Genomic DNA, 17,142 nt, shown 5'->3' with positions numbered 1-17,142 from the left:
GTCTGGATCAGGTCACTAGGCGAAAGGCGGCAGTGAATGGCTGGTAACGAAGGGGGCCGGTGGGACGTCGGTCTCAAGGACAATGCGGTGCACGTGGAGCGGATTTCTGACGGCGACAAGCAGGTGTTCGACGATCTGTTAGCTCCCGAGGAGGCTCGTCAACTTGCTGGTCTCTTGACGAAGTTTGCCGACAAGCTCGACGAGTCCAAAGAATCCGCCAAGTCGGAAGACTCCGAGGACGCCGACAAGTCCGACAACGAGGACAAGTCCGACAAGTCGTCGGACGAGAAGTCCGATAAGTCCGACAAGTCGTCGGAATAGAAACCGGGCGCGACTTCACCCGCGGCTAGCCCAGCCGCGGGCTGAGCTGCGCGCGGCGGCGCGGAATCTCACGTCCGGCCGGGAAGCTTCATCACCGTGCGGACGATGGGCAGCAGCGACTTCTGCCAAAGAGTCGTCGGAATCCCAAAGGGCGCATCGAGATTGAACACCCGAGCGGTAGCGATCGTCTGGGACTCACAGTATTTGAGCAGACCCTCCGGGCCGTGCCGGCGGCCGACGCCCGATATGCCCATGCCACCCATCGGCGCGCTGAGGCTGCCCCAGGCGAACGCATAACCCTCGTTGACGTTCACCGTTCCCGACCGCAACCGGGCGGCGATCGTCTCGCCCTCCGCGGTGGAGCCGGCCCACACGCTGGCGTTCAGCCCGTATTCGGTGTCGTTGGCCTTCTCGACGGCCTCATCCACGTCGGCGACCGGGTAGATCGAGACCAGCGGTCCGAACGTTTCCTTGGCGGCGCACTCCATCTCGGGTGTGACATCGGTCAGCACGGTCGGCTCGTAGAACAGCGGTCCGATGTCCGGTCGGGCTTTGCCGCCTGCAATCACCTTGGCGCCCTTGGCTATTGCGTCGTCGGCATGTTCCGACACGGCTTTGAGCTGATCGGCGGAGATCAAACTGCCCATGTCGACCGAGAAGTCATAAGCGGTGCCCAGCTTCATGTTTCGGACCGCATCGCCGAATCTGCGGGTGAAGTCGTCGGCGACGTCCTTTTCGACGTAAATCCGTTCGATGGATATACACAGCTGTCCCGCATTCGAAAAGCACGCGCGGGTGGCCGCTTTGGCGACCTTGTCGAGGTTGGCGCCGCGCGTCACGATCATCGCGTTCTTGCCGCCGAGTTCGGCGGAGAACCCGACCAGCCGGCGACCACAATGCTCCGCGAGCCGGCTGCCGGTGGCCGACGAACCGGTGAACATCAAGTAGTCGCAGTTGTCGGTGATCGCGGTGCCGACCACCGAACCCGGCCCGGGCACGATGGCGTACAGCGCTCGCGGCAGCCCGGCCCGGTACAGCAGCTCGGCGCACGCGAGCGCACAGTACGGCGTCTGACTGTCGGGTTTGAGCACCACCGCATTACCCGCGAGAAGGGCAGGCACTGAGTCCGAGGCGGTGAGCGTCATCGGGTAGTTCCACGGCGAAATCACCCCGACCACGCCCTTGGGCTGATAGCCCACCGTGGTCTTGCCGATCGCCGGCAGCAGTGGCTGCACCCTACGCGGCTTGAGCAGGTCGGCGGCGACGCGCACGTAGTAGTTCGCGTTGGCCATCAGGTCGACGATTTCCTCCTGCGCGGCCCATCGGGCCTTGCCCGCCTCGGCCTGCAGCAGGTCCATCAGGAATTCGCGATGCTGGATGACCAGGTCGCGATAGCGGCTGATCACCTCGATCCGCTGGGCGACCGGGCGATTGGCCCAGTCGATCTGCGCGGCACGGGCTTCGGCGAACGCAGCTTCGACATCGTCGGCGGTGCCGACCGGGATCGTCGTCAGCGGCTTGCCGGTGAAGACCTCGTCGATCGTCTTGGCCGGGCGTGCGCTGATGTCCTTGATCGCGCACAACTGACGCAAGCGGTCGAAAACTTCGGCTGAGGGCGCAGGCATGTTGTTACCTCCCCAAGAAGCACAAGCTGCGAAAGCACCAGCCTATAGGCCTGCGGTACCGGGTGGGGCGGCGTCGCGTATTCGGTCAGCTCGGTGGCCCAAGCCGCATCGAATTGATGTAGTACACCTCGTGTCCGGACGGGTAACCACCGCCGTCGGTGGCGATATGGACGTGGTCGTAGTGGTTGGCGGTTTCGTTGCCGTAATCGGCCGTCCAACTCCCAGCCCCGACACCCGGGTAGATCTTCTGGCGCCAGATGACGTGGTTGACCCCCCAGCGCTTGGCATTCGCCAGCGCGTATCCGGCGATCTGGTTGCCGAGTTCGATGCCCTCGGGGCTGCCGTGATTCGGGATCATCACGTCGATCGCCAGCCCGTTGGGATGCCACGGCAGGGGGTCTTGCCGGAAGCCGCCGATGGTAGTGATCTGTGGGAACAGCACGCTGATCACCCGCGCCGCCCAGATGGTGTGGATCTGCAACCCTCCCTCCGGCGCGCGGCCGGCGGGCAAGGGGAACTGGAAGTCGGTAGCGCTGGTGGGTGCGGTTGCCGCCAACGCCGCCAGCGCTTGCACCTCCTCGGGGCTGGCGGTGTGCGGCGCACCCGCCGGGGCGCCGGCCGGCCCGGCCGCCGCGCTGGCCTGGCTTGCCGGTGCCGCCACTGGAGCCTGAGCGCCGCGAGCGGGCTTTACGCCCTGGGCGTAGATGATGCCGGCGGAGACGACGAGCGACACCGCGACCGCCAGCCATCTACCCCGCCCGTTGGCCAACAAGTCTCTGCGCACGAAGAGCACTTTAGTGTCCGGTGGGGCGGGTGGGGCCTGTTTGTTATCTCTTGGTTGCTTCAGCGGCCGGTGCGCTCGCGGTGCTTACACCCGGGCCAGCAACACGGCCGGCGCTTGCCTTCTTCCAGCTCCTCACGGGTCCGGCGGATGCGGCGCGCTCTGGTCGTCTCTTGCTTGGCGTCTTCGACCCAGCAGATGAACTCGTTGCGCGCCAACGGCGTGATGTCCTTCCAGGCGGCAAGTGCCGTGGTGTTGGCGATCAGCGCTTCGCGCAGGTCCGCGGGCAGCTTGTGTACCACCCCGCCGGGAATTCGCTCGGTCACCGCATCAGGGTAGCCCGGCCGGCTTCGATATCAGCGACGACGGCGGCGGCGTCGGGACCACACATTTTTTGCAGGCTGACACCGCCGCTGGCCAGCAGGTCGTCGATGCGGCGTTTGAGATTCCCCGACGTGAGATGGGAGTAGAGGTTCGCGCCGGGGCAGGAGGTGGTCGGTGCGACGTCGCGGTGGCCCGCGAGAGTGTTGCTCGACAGGCCGAATGTTTGTGCGGCCCAGGCGAATACCAAGGCGGCTCCGTTGAGTTGGGCGTCGGTCATCTCCTCGACGTCGAAATCCCCTTCGCAGAGCACGAGGAAGTGGCCGGTCGTGTCGTAGTCCGTCGCGGTGTCACCGGCCAACGTGGGCGTGCGCAACTCGTAGATGTTGCCGTTGCGATCGACGCTGAAGTGGTAGGCGATGTCGATCCAGCCGAGCTGATCTTGGTGGTAACGCTGGTGCTGCCGCAGCCGGCCCGGCGCTTTGCGGTTGTCGCCGAGGACAACCCCCGAATGGTGCAGGGTCATCCGGGTGAGGGTGTGCGGCTTGCCGCCGGACCGGGCGGGACGGGCCCCCCAGGAATCGCGGCAGAGCAGCACGCCCGCGCTTCTGGTGGTGGGGGAGACGGTGGGCGCATGAGGTGGGCTTGGCGCCGAGCTGGTGCCGGCGCTCCCCGGCGCAGTGGTTCCGGAGGTGGGAGTCGCCGGCGTGGCGCCGGGTTTCGTTGTGGCGCAGCCCCCGACGACCGCCGCCAGGCCGGCGCCGCCCGCCAGCTGGAGTGCTCGGCGACGGCTGATGATACCCGGGATCAGACGCACGGCTTGACGAATCAGGCGTCGATCACCACGCGACCGCTTTTCGCGCGCGACACGCAGACCAGCATTTCGTCGTGCCCCTCTGCGGCGCGGCCGCGGCGATCGACATCCCCGGCCAGCACTTTGACCTTGCAGGTCCCGCAGAAACCCTGCTGGCACGAATACGGTGTCGCCGGGTCGCCGTCGAGCATGACACCGAGTGCCGACCGGTTCGCCGGCACGCTGAGCACCCGCCGTGAGCGCGCGAGCTCCAGCTCGAACGGCACACCGTCGACAACCGGTGGCGGACCGAACCGTTCGTAATGCAGCGGCGCGTCGGCGTGCGCATCGCGGGCGATCCGCACCGATTCGAGCATGGCGGTGGGGCCGCAGACGTACACCGCCGTCGTCGGCCCGGCATCGGCGAGCAGATCCGCTGCCGTCGGCATCCGGCCGCGCTCGTCGTCGGCCCACACGGTGACCCGGTCCGGCGCCACCGCGACCACCTCGTCCAGGAACGGCATGTACTGGCGACTCCGCCCGGCATACACTGCGCGCCAACGCATTCCACGCTGCTGAGCCAGCCGGATCATGGGCAGTATCGGCGTCACGCCGATGCCGCCGATCACGAACAACACCTCTTGCTCGTCGGTGACGAGATAAAACGCGTTGCGCGGACCTTCGAACACCAAGGTGTCACCCACATCGAAGTTCTCGTGCATCTCGATCGAGCCGCCGCCGCCATCGGCGATCCGCCGTACGCCGATGCGATAGTCGGTGCGTCGCCCCGGCGGACCGCACAACGAGTACTGCCGACGACGGCCCGAGGGCAGTTGAACATCGATGTGCGCGCCCGGCGTCCAGGACGGCAGCAATGCGCCATCGGGATCGGCCAACGTCAAGGCGACGACGTCGGGCGCGACCAACTCTCGTTTGGTGACGACGGCGGTCATGCTCCGCCGCACCGGCACTATTCGCGACGGGTTCCACCGCGACAACGACGCAAAGCTGCCGAACAAGGCGCCGGCGCCGGTCAATGCCGTGAAGAACCGGTCGCGCGACCGCCGGCCATACAAGTCGGCCGGTCTGCTGCCCCAAAGTGTCTCTGCCACAGAAGTTCTCGCTATCTCTGTCTAATGTCTAATCGCGCGAAGAGGCGAACGGACGACGGACTGATGCGGCGCGCCGCATAACCGACCCGGGACTCGGGCGTCACCGGCAACACCGCCGGCCCGGTCCGGATTGCCTTGACAATCGCCTTGGCGGCGGCTTCGGGTGGGTAGTTCGTGTTGACGAAACCGGGGCACACCGCCGTGACGGTGATGCCCTCGTCGGCGAGATCGGCACGCAACGACTCGCTGAACGCGAGCACCGCGGCCTTCGTCGTGACGTACGCGACGGCGGATTTGAACGGCACATAGGCCGCGCCCGACGACAGGTTGACGATCGTTCCGCCTTGGCCCCGCTCGACCATCTGCGCGCCGAATGCTCGGCTCGCATAGATGACGCCGCGAACATTGACGTCCATGATGGCGTCCCACTGCTCCGGCGTCGTCTCGAAGAACCGGCCCGCCAACCCCATTCCGGCGTTGTTCACCAGGATGTCGACCACACCGTGCTTCTGAAGCACTTGTGCCGCAAGCGTATTCACCCCCGCTTCATCGCCGACCTCGACCTGGTAGACGGCAGCCTCGGCCCCGGCGGCCCGGACGGCATCTGCGGTGTCTTCGGCTGCGGCCTGGTCGCGGTCGACCACCAGGACGGTGGCGGCACCCTGGCGGGCCAACTCAACCGCGGTGGCCCGGCCGATCCCCGCGCCTGATCCGGTGACGAGGGCGACTTTGCCGTGCACGTCACGAGGGCCGGTGACGACGACTGACTCGGCCACCGACGCGCCGCCCTCGATGACCAGGTCGACCCACTCGGCGGTGAGCCGGGCGATGACGTCGGGACGCGAGGCCACCACCCAGTGCCCGCCTTCGATCGGGAGGACCCGGTTGCGGGGCGGGATCGAACCGGTGAACCGTTGCAGGGCCGGCGAGACGAAATAATCCTGGCGCGCTGCCAGCACCTGCACGGGGACCGTGGTCTGCGGTAACCGAGCCGGCGGATTCAGCATCGGCGCAGGCATATTGGCGCGGTACAGGTTGAGCCCATTGAGATAGTCGCGGGTGGACCGGTAGTCGGCGCGGCGCTGAGTGCGGGTGCTGGTCTGGCCGATATGTTCAACTGTCTCAAAGATTTTCGCGCCCAGCCCGGAGCGGGCCGCCAGCTCGGGCAGCACCGGGCTCAGGATGAACCAGATGTATGACGAGGCGAAAAACTGTTTCACCACATCGGCGACGGCGCGCGGGGTCCGCGCTGACCGCAGAAACTTTCCGGCGTAGTTCAGGTGCGGCCCGGAGATGGACGTGAAGGAGGCGACCTTGCCCATCACGGCGTCGTCGGTGACCGCCGCCCACGCCTGAATCGAGCCCCAGTCATGGGCCAGCAAGTGCACCGCGTCCACGCCGAGGCTGTCGATCACCGCGCCGATATCGGCGACCAACTGGGTCAGCCGATAGCCGGATCGGTCGGCCGGCGTTGACGATTCGCCCGCCCCGCGCACGTCAAAGGCAACGAAGTTGTATTTGCCGGGGTAACGCCGGTTGAGTTCGGCGGCAACCGCGTCCCAGACATGGTGGTTGTCCGGATAGCCGTGCACGGCAAGGATTGTCGGGCGCCGCGTGTCGATTTCGGTGTAGGCGTGAACCGCGAGGTTCACGCCGTCCGACGCGGACACGTCGGTAGAAACCGCCTGGATGGTGGTCATGAGTTCTCCGGGTCTCCGCCCAAGCTCAGTGCGACGCGCGCGCTGCGGGCGACCGAGCCAGGTAGTCCACCGCGCGTCCGACCCCACCCAGCTGGGACGGATGAAAACCGGGCTTGTAGTAGGCGCTGATGACCGGCAGGAACTGGGTCGGGCCCGGCAGCAAGCCCCGCCGGGCCGCCGACAAATAGTCGCGCCAGCGGGCTTTGGTTCCCGGCGGCAAATGCGGGTCGACCGAATACATGTAGCGCACGCCGCGGATCCACAACAATGCCAGCGCCGGCGTGATCAGCAGCTGCGTGCGCACCTGGCGCCAGTACCCGGCGCGCAGATGCTTCATGGTGTCGAAGGCGACGGCCTTATGTTCGACCTCTTCCGCGCCGTGCCAGCGCAGCAGGTCCAGCATCACCGGGTCGGCGCCGGCGGCGTCGAGTTGCGGCGTGTCGAGAATCCACTCGCCCAGGATGGCGGTGTAGTGCTCGAGCGCGGCCACCATCGACACCCGCTCGAGCAACCAGCTCTGCCGTCGACGCCGGCTCCAGCGGGGCCGGTCGCCGAGCAGCTTCTGGAACATCCAGGTGACCTGGTCGACGAACGGTGTCAGGTCGATTCCCCGAGCGGCGAAGTGGTCGAGCACCCCCGAGTGCGCTTGGGAGTGCATGGCTTCCTGGGCGATGAAACCCTGGACGTCGAGCCGCAGCTGATCGTCCTTGATCAGCGGCAGCGCCTCCTTGAATATCGCTGCGATGAACTCTTCACCCGCCGGCAGCAGCAGGTGCAGGACATTGCAGAAATGCGTGGCCATGACCTCGTTGGGCACATAGTGGAAAGGTAGCTTGGCCCAATCGAATTCGACGTCGCGCGCCTGCAGGACAAGTCGCTCGTGATCGAGCGACTCGTCATGCCGGCCAGTCGCCTGGTCATCGACGGTGAACATGGTGAACCCCTTCGCAGGATAGCGCTTTACCACACCGGAGCGTGCCTAAGCACTGCATCGGGTCTCGGGCTCCGACTCGCTGATCAGACCTTCGCTCCGCACGAACCGAAGCAGGTCGTCGACGGTTTGTCCCAAGGGCGGCTCGTGCAGACGGACCTTGGCCAGCGAGCGCGCGCGCCGATACTGCGTGTTGTCGTAGCGCTTGTCTCGCATTGCCATGATCTTGTTGGCCGAACGGGTAAGGAAATCGACCAACGGATACAGCGGATCACCAGGTCCGGCCAACCGGTTTATCACCTCGGTGAAGGACGGGATGTCGTAGTACTGGAACTGGTAGCCGTGCCGCTCGGACAGCAGGCGAGTGACATCCATCAGGCCGTAGTAGTCGTCGGCGGTGATGTTGAAGACGGTGCCCACCTCGTCCGGCAGGTCCGTTTCCATCAGCTCGATGATGTGATCGGCCACCAGATCCGCCGGCAGCAGGCTGACCTGGTTGAATGCCTCCACGGCCACGCCGTGCTGGATCATGAACGCCGTCAGGCGAACCAGGATGTCCTCGCTGCTGCCGAAGCCCGCACTGGTGGGGGAGATCAGCGAGGGCCGGTAGATGCGCACCTCGAGTCCTTGGCGCTGAGCTTCCAGCACCAACTGCTCGGCGACCCACTTGGTCTGCGAGTAGCCGAAGTCCAGCCCGCTCATCGCCTCGTTGGCATCCCACTCACCGACCACCGGCAGGGTGCTCCACCCGTAGATGAAGGTGCTGGAGACCAGGTGGAAGGCCTTGCGGTGCGACGTCATCGCCAGGCGCAGGAGCTCCCAGGTGCCACCCACGTTGGCGGGCCGCAGGGCGTCGTAGGTCCGCACGTAGTTGACCAGCGCGCCGTTGTGGACGATGGCGTCGATGCTCTCCGACAGCTGCTGGAAAGCTGCTGCGCCAATGCCCAGGTGAGGCTCGGCCAGGTCGCCGCAAATCACCCGTACCCGAGCCCGAACCTCGGCTTCCAGCTCCGGGGACCAGAGCTGCGCCCGGCGCAGGGAGGCGACGATGCGGTCCAGGCCGTGGTCCGGATCGGTGGCGCGCATCAGCGCATGCAGGGTGTAGGAAGTCTGCGCGAGCAGGCTGCTCAGCAGGAACGGCCCGAGGAACCCGGTGACGCCGGTGACCAGCACGTCGCTGACCACCTCCGGGCGCGCTTCAGGCAGCGCCGGTAGCGGCAGCTGTGCGTCGGCGCGCATCTGCCGGGTCTCGTAGGCCTCGTACTCAGCGGAAATCTGCGCCAGTGCCTGGCGCACAGTGTCGAGCGGCTTGCCGTCCTGATCGCCGAATTGGCTTACCAGCCGGAAGAATTCGGCGACCGTCAGCCGCTGCAGCAGCCGCGTGTTGACCTCTTCGGCCAGCTCTGCCGCGCCGTGCTCTTCGAGCAGGGCCTGCAGGTCGTTGCGCAGCTCGGCCAGGCTCAGCGAGTCGATGCCGAGATCCGCGAAGGAGCAGTCCTCCTCGCCGGTCAGGTCGTAGCTGTCGATCAGATGGCGGAACCGTTCCATCGGGCCGGCGTTGGCATCCAGCGCCTCGTTGGTCACCCGTTGACCAACCCAGGTAGCGACCGCGGACAGCTTGCCGTCAATCCAGAGCTGCCGGGTCTCCCGGCGCCTGATCTTCCCCGAGGTGGTCTTGGGGATGCTGCGCGCCGGCAGCAACGCGATGGTGTGCGGTTCGATGTGGCAGTGCTTGCGCACCGCCCGGGCCAGAGCCTTGGTGTCCGGAAGCGCGTTCTCGTCCCGTACCTCGGCGACCACCACCAGCGCCTCTTGGTCCTCGTCGTCGATCGAGAACGCGGCGACGCAGCCGTGGCGGATTTCCGGCGCCGCGCGCTCGACGACGGCCTCGATGTCGGCGGGATAGCAGTTGACGCCGCGGACGATGATCAGGTCCTTGGTCCGGCCGCAGACGAACAGCTCGCCCTCGTACATGAAACCGAGGTCGCCGGTCCGCAGATAGGTGTGCTCGTCGTCGCCGGCGATGTGGGCACCGAACAAGTCGGCGGTGGCATCCGGGCGCTGCCAGTAGCCGTCTGCCTTGGACGGTCCGTCCACCCAGACCTCACCGATCTGGCCCTCGTGCAGCGCTTGCCGCGATTCGGGATCGACGATGCGGACCACGTTCTCCGGCAGTGGCTTGCCGGAGCTCACCAGCAGGGCCTGGTTGTTGTTCTCCGGCAGCGTCTTCTCGACCCGCGCGACGTTCTGTTGCAGCGCGCGCTTGTTGACGGCCAGAATCTGGCGTCCCCGCAGGCTCACGATCAGCGTGTTTTCCGCCAGGCCGTAGGCGCCGGTCACCGCCTCGGGCTTCAGGCCGTACGGAGCAAAGCGCTCACGGAAGCGGATGAAGGTCTTGGCGCGGAGCGGTTCTGCCCCGGTGACGATGGAGTCCAGGCTGCTCAGGTCCAGGCCGGCCAGCTCGGACGTGGGGAGCTTGTCCTCGCGCAGGCAGTACTCGAGGGCGAAGTTCGGGCACGGCGTGTGGGTGGCGCGCTCCTCGCTGATAAGCCGGAGCCACGTCGCGGGCTTCTTCAAGAAGTCCTCCGGCGACATCCCGTGGGTGGTCCCGCCCCGCAGCAAGATGAACAAATAGGCGGAGATCAAGCCCATGTCGTGGTGTTGCGGGAGCCAGCTGACCAGCACTTCGCTGCCGCCGCCGAAGGCAGCGGCGTTGGCGATGATGTTTGCGTGGCTCACCATCACCCCCTTGGGGTCGCTGGTGGAGCCAGATGTGTACTGCAGGAACAGGATTGGGCCAGGGGTGTCCGCCACGAGTGGTCCGCCGAACTCCCGGGTGGCGTCCGTCGCGAACCAGGGGAGCTCCGGGAGTCGCTGGGCGTCCGACCAAGCCTGCACACCATCGAGGTGGCCCACCATCAGCCGGTAGTTGTATTCGAGCTCCTTGGTCGACAGCACGGCCTTGGCCTGACTGTCCCGCGCGATGAAACTCAGCTTGGCCAGTCCCGCTTCAAACGCCATGGGCAGGGGCGGGCTGACCGGTACCGCGACCACCCCGATGCGGGCGCACGCGAGCAACGCCGCCACCATTTCCAGGCCTGGCGGGTAGACGAGCAGCGCGCGCTCTCCGGGCTTGAGGCCGACCTCGGTCGACAGATACGCCGCCAGCTCACGGGTCCGCTCAGCGAAGCTCTGGTAGGTGTATTGCTCGAGCTCTCGGCCGTCGACATCGACGAACCGGTAGAGGACTTTGTCTGGTTGCTGCTCTTCCCACGTGTGCAGGTAGTCGATAAGCGTCTCCATTGGGAGCACTCTCCGTTTCAAGTCGGTGGTCGGCTCTCGGCCGCGATCACTGAGCACTTCCCCCGTCGCAAGTGCTGTTGCTGACCGATACTAGCCCCCGAGGCACTTCAAGCAAAGATATCGGAAGGATTTTTTTGCGCCACATATGAATTTCACAGCTAACCCAACTAAACGAGTAATCACTCGCTATTTTTTTCACGGCGGCCAGTGTTGCCGAATCATGAATCGGTTTTTCAGTACACCCGCTTCTCAGTATCTCAGTACTCGATCTCAACCAAGTTTTGCCTGTTCAAAGGGCCCATTACGTAGATACTGAGATACAAAGCTCCGTATCTCAGTATTTAATGACGACCGACGAGGGTAGGTCACAGAATCGATGTCCGGCAATTCTGGCGCTTGCGGCACAGGACGCCGGGCAAACAGGAACAGGGGCGTGTAGACGCTTCCTGGCCAGCCGGATGAGGGTCCTCTAGCAACGAGGTCCACGGCGTCACCCGGCACCGCGCAGCGCTCAGCAGGCAGAGATCCTTGCGGTACTGACGTACTGACGTACTGACGACGGGATGCGGCGGGCTCAGCGGTGCTGAGCTGCGGTAGGTCTTCTCGGGTCGCGGCTGTCAGGCCATAGCGGCAGCTGAGGGTTCTACCCGGGCGACGCGGATGAGCGGTCCGGCCCGGGCCACCAGCTTCACGATGTCGAAGTAGCGCTCGCCGTCGACGATCGGCGACAGCGGCTCGTCCTCGGCCTCGATAATCATTTCCCGGCCGTTGCGGTCGACCAGCTCGAAGCCACCACGGATCTTGCCGGTGCGCAGTGCCCGGGGCATCTGCACGATGATCCTCGACGGCCTGAGATTCCCGGCCTGGAAGTGCAGCAGGCCGGGTTCGGACGCCTTCGGGAACAGCCGGAACCCGCCACCGATCACCAGGTCGATCGCACCGGCATGCAGAAACCGGTGTTCCCGGGTGGGCACCTCGTCACCGTCGATCACCACGCGGGCCTGCGTCGGAATGAAGAGTTTGCTCGCGTAGTTGGGCCTGATCGCGTGGCTGGGCTGAATCTTGTTTTGCACGTAGTCGCGGGCCGAGCGGGCGATCACTTTGACGACGTCGGCGCGACCGTGGGTGTGGTTGTCGTAATACCTGTCGTAGAAACGGTTGCCGACGCCTCCGGCCGCCAGGCCGAAGCACAGACGATGAAACTTCTCACCGTCCTTCGTCTCACCGTCGAGCGCCAGGGTGTCGAGGCGCATCTCCGGCGGCGGCCGATCGGCCTGCGCGGCGATCGCCAGCTCCCGCAGAATCTCCTTGGGACGCCCCTTTACTCCCGCCTTGCGTCCGACGGCGTTGACGCTGCCGCCCATGCTGGGCACGAAGGTCGGCCAGTCGTGCGGATCCGGGATGCACTGTTCGGTGTCGTTGACCAGCCAATTCAGCGATCCGTCGCCGCCGTCGCTCACCAAGTGGGTGATCCGCGGTAAGAGCTCCTCCAAGACCTTGCGGACATCGTCGGCAGAGTGCGTTTCATGCACCTCGCCCCACTTGCCGAGGATGTTGCGCAGTTCGCGGCTGCGGCCCGGCGCAGCAATGTTTCTGCGCGCGTGTGGATTGAAGATGACGCCTATGTACATCTGCGGTCACCAACGCCCAGGAGGGCTGACAGGGCGGGCTAAATCGCGTCCCAATTGAGTTCTCCTCGGGAAAGACCGGGCATTCAGGCAAGAGTTCCGCGCAGTATTCCAGCACCATACCGCGACGTCCTCTGGATATTGGGCAACTCTGCGATCCGCGCGCAGTGACATCCGTCGCTTCGCATTACTGTGACTGCCATGCCTGATTGGACCGCGGCAGACCTGCCCTCGTTCGCCGGACGGACGGCCGTCGTCACCGGCGCCAACGCCGGACTCGGCGAGGTGACCGCACGCGAGTTGGCCAGGGTCGGCGCCCACGTCGTCCTTGCCGTACGTGACACCGCGAAGGGCGAGGCCGCCGCGGCACGCATGACCGGGGACGTCGAGGTGCGTCATCTTGACCTGCAAGACCTGTCGTCGGTTCGGCGCTTCGCCGAAGGCATTGACAAGGTCGACGTTCTGGTCAACAACGCGGGCATCATGGCCGTCCCGCACGCCCTGACCGTCGACGGCTTCGAAAGCCACATCGGCACCAATCACCTCGGTCACTTCGCCTTGACCAATCTGCTGTTGCCCAAGCTGACCGACCGGGTGGTCACGCTGTCCTCGCTGCAGCACGTCATTGGCTACATCAGCTTCAAGGATTTGCACTGGCAGTCGCGGCCCTATTCGGGCTTTCTGGCTTATGGCCAGTCCAAGCTGGCCAACCTGCTGTTCACCAGCGAGTTGCAACGTCGCCTGGATGCCGTCGGCTCACCGCTGCGCGCGCTGGCCGCCCACCCCGGATGGTCACACACGAACCTGCAGGGCCGCTCCGGCAACAGGTTCCGCGACGGCCTGGTGTTAGCGCTCGACCGCCTGGTGTCCACCGATGCCGACTTCGGCGCCCGCCAGACGTTGTACGCGGTTGCCCAGGATTTGCCGGGTAACACGTTCGTTGGCCCGCGATACGGCCTTCGGGGCCGCACCCAGCCGGTTTGGCGGACGTGGGTGGCCAAGCGCGAAACTACCGCCGCGGCGCTGTGGGAATTGTCCGAACAGCTCACGGATACGAAATTCCCGCTCTGAGATATCGAGACTTTCGGCGGAAGCGCTCTGGATGGTCTGTCGCGGACTAGAGTCATCGCAAAAGAACTGCTGGTAAGCAGCGGGTGTACTGCGCGGCGTCAGGTGCGGGGCTCCGGCGAGGAGGACAACCATGTTGAAGGCGGAGATCATCCCTGGAATCTTGGCCCTGCTCGCCGCGCTGTCGGCGGCGATCGGAAGCGTGGTCCGCCAGCGGTCCGCTCATTCGGTGACCGAGGGCGAAGTTGGCCACCTGACGCTGTTCAGCATGCTGGTGCGCAATCGACGCTGGTGGCTGGGGGGCCTCGGGGACGTTGCCAGCTACATATTCATCGCCATAGCCCTGGACTATGGCTCGGTCATGCTGGTCACCTGCCTGCAGGTGACGGTGTTGCTGTTCGCCATGCCCATCTATGCGCGGGTAACCAACCATCCGATCACCCGCTCGGAGTGGGTATGGGCAGTAATACTGGCGGCGGCGTTGGCGCTGCTCATCAAGGTGGGAGACCCCACGGCCGGCGAGAAGCGGGGCTCCGTGGGGGACTGGCTCGTCGTGGCTGCCGTGATGGGTCCGGCGTTGGTGTTGTGTGTGCTGGCGGCCCGGATTTTTAAAGGCCGTCCGGCCTCGGCAGTGCTGCTGGGGGCGGTGTCCGGTTCGTCACTGGCGTTGTTCGTCGTACTTACCAAGGGCATTACGCAAGTGATTCATCACGGCGGGCACCATTTGCTGCATACCTGGGAGTTCCCGGTCTGGATCCTCGCCGGGGTCTCCGGGATGATCTTCCAGCAGTCGGCATTCCGGGCCGGCTCGCTGACGGCCTCCCTGCCCACGATTACCGTCGCCAAGCCTGTCGTGGCTGTGATACTTGGCATCGCGGTCCTCAAGGAGTCGCTGCAACTGGAAAGCAACCCGGAGCGGGCGTTGCTGATTGCGCTGACGGTGCTGGTAATCGTCTCGACGGTGATGCTGGCGCGCGGCGAGGCGGCCACCATATCGGAGGACGCGGAGGAAGCCGCCCATTTCGGGGAAGAACACCACGGCGCGGTGCCGGAACCTGGCGCCGAAATCGACGAGACCCCGAGGAAGGAATTCTCCACAGACCCTGCGCCTACCGTGGAGGGAACGGCGTAAGGCTGCCCGGCGCACGTCGCGCAGAGATCAAAGTCAGATATGTAGGCATTCGACGGGTTGACCGGTGACTTCTGCGATCAGGTTGAAATCCTTGTCCAGCGCCAAGACCGTCAGGTGGGCTTTCTCGGCAGTGGCTGCCACCAGCAGATCAGGAATCGACGGTGCACGATGTTGGCCGCGGTCGGTGAGGAGCAACTGCACCTCGATTGCCCGACTTTCGGCCGCCGGAGTTAGATACTCCAACGGCATCAGCGCGAGTGGCGGCGAAACGGATTCCTGGCGAGCTTGCGCCGCGCTGCGGAACGAGTAGCCGATTTCCAGCCGGGTGATGGTGCTGATCCGAACGAGGCCGCGTTGGATGCGGTCCACCCACACGTCGGCGTCAGCGGACCTCGCCAGATGTGTGTACGCCGACTTGTCGATGAGCCACGAGGTCACCGCCACGCCGATTCCATTACCTGCGGATCGTTCAGATCCTTTGCGGCCTCCGCGGCTCGCCGCAGATCTTGCACCGTCAGCTTGCCGGTAGCGGACCGTTCGGATTCGAACCTGCGGCGCAGGTATTCATTGCGGGAAAGTCCCTGGGACGCGGCCTCGGCGTCGATACGAGCGACGGCTGCATCGGACAAACCCCGGATCAGTACATCTGGCACAAGTAGTCCTCCTGATATCAACGCTATCAGTTTAGTGGCATGCCGCCGGACATGCCGAAACTCATGACCCAAATCGCGTAGTCCTACTCATCCGCAGCGGCGCTCACCCCGGCAGGCTGATCGCATGCCGCAAGAAAGTCGCAAGAGTTTCACGAGCAGGCAGCAAGCCGGGTGTCGCAAGCTATCTGCGCCCACACCCATCAACCGACTCGCCCACCAGCTGAGCGGCCCGAAAGTTGGGACCGGTAGCGGCAGGCCCGGGGTCGACTTGCCCACAGACACCCCCGACCGGGACCACGCATCGAAAGGAAATCAGAAGTGAGCGCCACCCGCGACAGCGTCCTGACGCTGCACAAGCCGAGCGTGCACACGCCGGGCGTCAGCGTGCACCGCGGCTGCTACACGACGGGGTCGCGTGCGCTCGCCACGCTCGACACCGCCTCGCTTCGCCGGGTAGGGGCTGCCTCTGCCGTGACGGCGCCTACCGCGTCACCAAGGAAGTGGTTGGGCCTGTACGCGCTCAAGCCGTGGTACACGCGCCGGCTGACGCCGATCGTGAATGCCGCTGTGGCACATCAAGTCTCCCCGGATGTGTGCACTGCGGCCGGGGTGGCGGCCGCGGGGGCGGCCGGTGTGGCTGTCTCGCTGGGCTGGTGGCCGCTGGCGGCGCTTTTCCTTGCGCTGCGCCTGGCCGGCGCCAATCTCGACGGCGCGGTCGCTCGGGCGCGAGGGGTCAGCCGTCCATGGGGCTTCGTGGTCAACGAAATCGGTGACCGCGCTTCGGACCTGCTGACCTTCGCGGGGCTGGCGGTGTGGGCGGCGCGCCAGGACGGGCCGGGCCTGCATTTCTTGTCCTGGCCGGTGCTGATGGTGATGGCGGCCGCACTCGCCGCGACGCTGCCCACGTTCGCGTCCCTGGCCGCCGCCGGCGCGGGCGCACAGCGACGCAACGGCGGCCCGCTGGGCAAGACCGAACGCTGCCTTTTCGTGTTGGTGGCCACCGCATTTCCGGTCGTCCTGCCGGTGGTTTGCACGCAACTGGTGAACGGTTCGCTGATCACCACGGTGCTGCGACTGCGGGCCGCGCGCCGCGAGCTGGCCGGAAAGCCACAGCCGACGGGCGAGGTGCCGGCATCATGACCGCGACCAGAATCTCGAGTGTGCTGCGGCATTGGCTGTGGCGGTCGGTGGCCGCCGTGTCGGGCGGGCTGACGGTGACGGGGCGGTGGCGTGTGCCGGGCGGCTGCGTGGTGGTGGCCAACCATGCGTCGCACGCCGACACCGCGGCACTGCTTGCCGCGTTATCGCCCGCGGCTCAGCCGGTGTTCGCGGCGGCCGCGGACTACTGGTTCGACGTGCCGGTGCGCCGCTTCGTGGCATCTATGGTGGCCGGCGTGCTCCCGGTGCGGCGGTCCGGTCGCGGTACCTATGCCGAGTTGTTGGCTGCGGCCCGCCCGGCGTTGATGGCCGGACGCGCGGTCGTCATCTATCCGGAGGGCACCCGCTCAAAGGACGGCAACATCGGTGAATTTCGTTCCGGCGCAGTGAGATTGGCGCGCGATTGCAGGGTGCCGATCGTCCCGGTCGCGGTGCTGGGTACCGCCGACGTGCTGCCCAAGGGGGCCACCTTCATCTCGCCGGCGCCCATGCAGGTCCGCATCGGCGACCCTGTCGACCCGGACAGCGTCTCGGGACCACAGTTGCGGGAACTCGTCATGGCATTGCGCGGTGATCACCTGCCTTCGCTGCAATACGCCCTGGCGGCGTGAAATCC

At 65.8% G+C, this 17,142-nt stretch carries 16 protein-coding genes; 5 read left to right on the top strand and 11 right to left on the bottom strand.

Annotation, left to right across the window (positions count from 1 at the left end; translation table 11 throughout):
• Positions 1-36: 36 nt before the first annotated feature.
• Positions 37-321, top strand: coding sequence for a hypothetical protein (locus AC5Y2L_RS10635; protein WP_499935642.1), 285 nt, complete (start codon positions 37-39; stop codon positions 319-321).
• 68 nt (positions 322-389) lie between these two features.
• On the opposite strand, the gene AC5Y2L_RS10630 is transcribed toward AC5Y2L_RS10635, so the two are convergent.
• From AC5Y2L_RS10630 to AC5Y2L_RS10590, 9 genes are all read right to left on the bottom strand, one after another.
• Entirely contained in the window at positions 390-1,946 is a 1,557-nt protein-coding gene (locus AC5Y2L_RS10630) for a succinic semialdehyde dehydrogenase (protein WP_499935641.1), read from the bottom strand.
• Positions 1,947-2,031: 85 nt separating this feature from the next.
• On the bottom strand, positions 2,032-2,718 hold the full coding sequence (locus AC5Y2L_RS10625) for a VldE C-terminal domain-containing protein (protein ID WP_499935798.1): 687 nt from the start codon (positions 2,716-2,718) through the stop codon (positions 2,032-2,034).
• A 71-nt stretch (positions 2,719-2,789) separates the two neighbouring features.
• Entirely contained in the window at positions 2,790-3,041 is a 252-nt protein-coding gene (locus tag AC5Y2L_RS10620; protein WP_499935797.1) for a YdeI/OmpD-associated family protein, read from the bottom strand.
• A gap of 8 nt (positions 3,042-3,049) precedes the next feature.
• Positions 3,050-3,865, bottom strand: coding sequence for a peptidoglycan recognition protein family protein (locus tag AC5Y2L_RS10615; protein ID WP_499935640.1), 816 nt, complete (start codon positions 3,863-3,865; stop codon positions 3,050-3,052).
• An 11-nt stretch (positions 3,866-3,876) separates the two neighbouring features.
• Entirely contained in the window at positions 3,877-4,953 is a 1,077-nt protein-coding gene (locus AC5Y2L_RS10610) for a PDR/VanB family oxidoreductase (RefSeq protein ID WP_499935638.1), read from the bottom strand.
• Positions 4,954-4,964: 11 nt separating this feature from the next.
• Positions 4,965-6,653 (bottom strand): SDR family oxidoreductase, encoded by a 1,689-nt coding sequence (locus AC5Y2L_RS10605; RefSeq protein WP_499935637.1) that lies wholly within the window; start codon positions 6,651-6,653, stop codon positions 4,965-4,967.
• Between the two features lie 25 nt (positions 6,654-6,678).
• On the bottom strand, positions 6,679-7,587 hold the full coding sequence (locus tag AC5Y2L_RS10600) for a metal-dependent hydrolase (protein ID WP_499935635.1): 909 nt from the start codon (positions 7,585-7,587) through the stop codon (positions 6,679-6,681).
• Between the two features lie 45 nt (positions 7,588-7,632).
• Positions 7,633-10,887: a thioester reductase domain-containing protein gene (locus AC5Y2L_RS10595; protein WP_499935633.1), complete on the bottom strand. Its 3,255-nt coding sequence runs from the start codon at positions 10,885-10,887 to the stop codon at positions 7,633-7,635.
• 617 nt (positions 10,888-11,504) lie between these two features.
• Entirely contained in the window at positions 11,505-12,518 is a 1,014-nt protein-coding gene (locus AC5Y2L_RS10590) for a diacylglycerol kinase family protein (RefSeq protein ID WP_499935632.1), read from the bottom strand.
• Between the two features lie 198 nt (positions 12,519-12,716).
• On the opposite strand from AC5Y2L_RS10590, the gene AC5Y2L_RS10585 reads away from it, so the two are divergent.
• Both AC5Y2L_RS10585 and AC5Y2L_RS10580 read left to right on the top strand, forming a co-directional pair.
• Entirely contained in the window at positions 12,717-13,586 is an 870-nt protein-coding gene (locus tag AC5Y2L_RS10585) for an oxidoreductase (RefSeq protein ID WP_499935630.1), read from the top strand.
• Between the two features lie 130 nt (positions 13,587-13,716).
• Positions 13,717-14,715, top strand: coding sequence for a DMT family transporter (locus tag AC5Y2L_RS10580; RefSeq protein WP_499935629.1), 999 nt, complete (start codon positions 13,717-13,719; stop codon positions 14,713-14,715).
• Positions 14,716-14,748: 33 nt separating this feature from the next.
• Here the strand turns inward: AC5Y2L_RS10580 and AC5Y2L_RS10575 are convergent, their stop codons facing one another.
• On the bottom strand, positions 14,749-15,159 hold the full coding sequence (locus tag AC5Y2L_RS10575) for a PIN domain nuclease (protein ID WP_499935628.1): 411 nt from the start codon (positions 15,157-15,159) through the stop codon (positions 14,749-14,751).
• The gene (vapB, locus tag AC5Y2L_RS10570; protein WP_499935626.1) at positions 15,150-15,368 is read right to left on the bottom strand and encodes a type II toxin-antitoxin system VapB family antitoxin; all 219 of its coding nucleotides are present in this window, start codon (positions 15,366-15,368) and stop codon (positions 15,150-15,152) included. Before vapB ends, AC5Y2L_RS10575 begins: the two co-directional genes overlap by 10 nt.
• 318 nt (positions 15,369-15,686) lie before the next feature.
• Here vapB and AC5Y2L_RS10565 point away from each other — a divergent pair, with 318 nt between their 5' ends.
• Together AC5Y2L_RS10565 and AC5Y2L_RS10560 are read left to right on the top strand one after the other, a co-directional pair.
• The gene (locus AC5Y2L_RS10565) at positions 15,687-16,508 is read left to right on the top strand and encodes a CDP-alcohol phosphatidyltransferase family protein (RefSeq protein ID WP_499935625.1); all 822 of its coding nucleotides are present in this window, start codon (positions 15,687-15,689) and stop codon (positions 16,506-16,508) included.
• Positions 16,505-17,137, top strand: a complete 633-nt coding sequence (locus AC5Y2L_RS10560) for a lysophospholipid acyltransferase family protein (RefSeq protein WP_499935624.1) — start codon at positions 16,505-16,507, stop codon at positions 17,135-17,137. The genes AC5Y2L_RS10565 and AC5Y2L_RS10560 overlap by 4 nt, the downstream gene beginning before the upstream one ends.
• Positions 17,138-17,142: the final 5 nt, after the last annotated feature.

This window comes from Mycobacterium sp. NGS66 (genome assembly GCF_059812225.1).
This window is presented reverse-complemented; position numbering and strand designations above follow the sequence as displayed.

Bases quoted from the DNA above. Each gene is read 5' to 3' on its own strand.
- AC5Y2L_RS10635 (WP_499935642.1), top strand. From the start codon at position 37: ATGGCTGGTAACGAAGGGGGCCGGTGGGACGTCGGTCTCAAGGACAAT.
- AC5Y2L_RS10630 (WP_499935641.1), bottom strand. From the start codon at position 1,946: ATGCCTGCGCCCTCAGCCGAAGTTTTCGACCGCTTGCGTCAGTTGTGC.
- AC5Y2L_RS10605 (WP_499935637.1), bottom strand. From the start codon at position 6,653: ATGACCACCATCCAGGCGGTTTCTACCGACGTGTCCGCGTCGGACGGC.
- AC5Y2L_RS10600 (WP_499935635.1), bottom strand. From the start codon at position 7,587: ATGTTCACCGTCGATGACCAGGCGACTGGCCGGCATGACGAGTCGCTC.
- AC5Y2L_RS10595 (WP_499935633.1), bottom strand. From the start codon at position 10,887: ATGGAGACGCTTATCGACTACCTGCACACGTGGGAAGAGCAGCAACCA.
- AC5Y2L_RS10590 (WP_499935632.1), bottom strand. From the start codon at position 12,518: ATGTACATAGGCGTCATCTTCAATCCACACGCGCGCAGAAACATTGCT.
- AC5Y2L_RS10585 (WP_499935630.1), top strand. From the start codon at position 12,717: ATGCCTGATTGGACCGCGGCAGACCTGCCCTCGTTCGCCGGACGGACG.
- AC5Y2L_RS10580 (WP_499935629.1), top strand. From the start codon at position 13,717: ATGTTGAAGGCGGAGATCATCCCTGGAATCTTGGCCCTGCTCGCCGCG.
- AC5Y2L_RS10560 (WP_499935624.1), top strand. From the start codon at position 16,505: ATGACCGCGACCAGAATCTCGAGTGTGCTGCGGCATTGGCTGTGGCGG.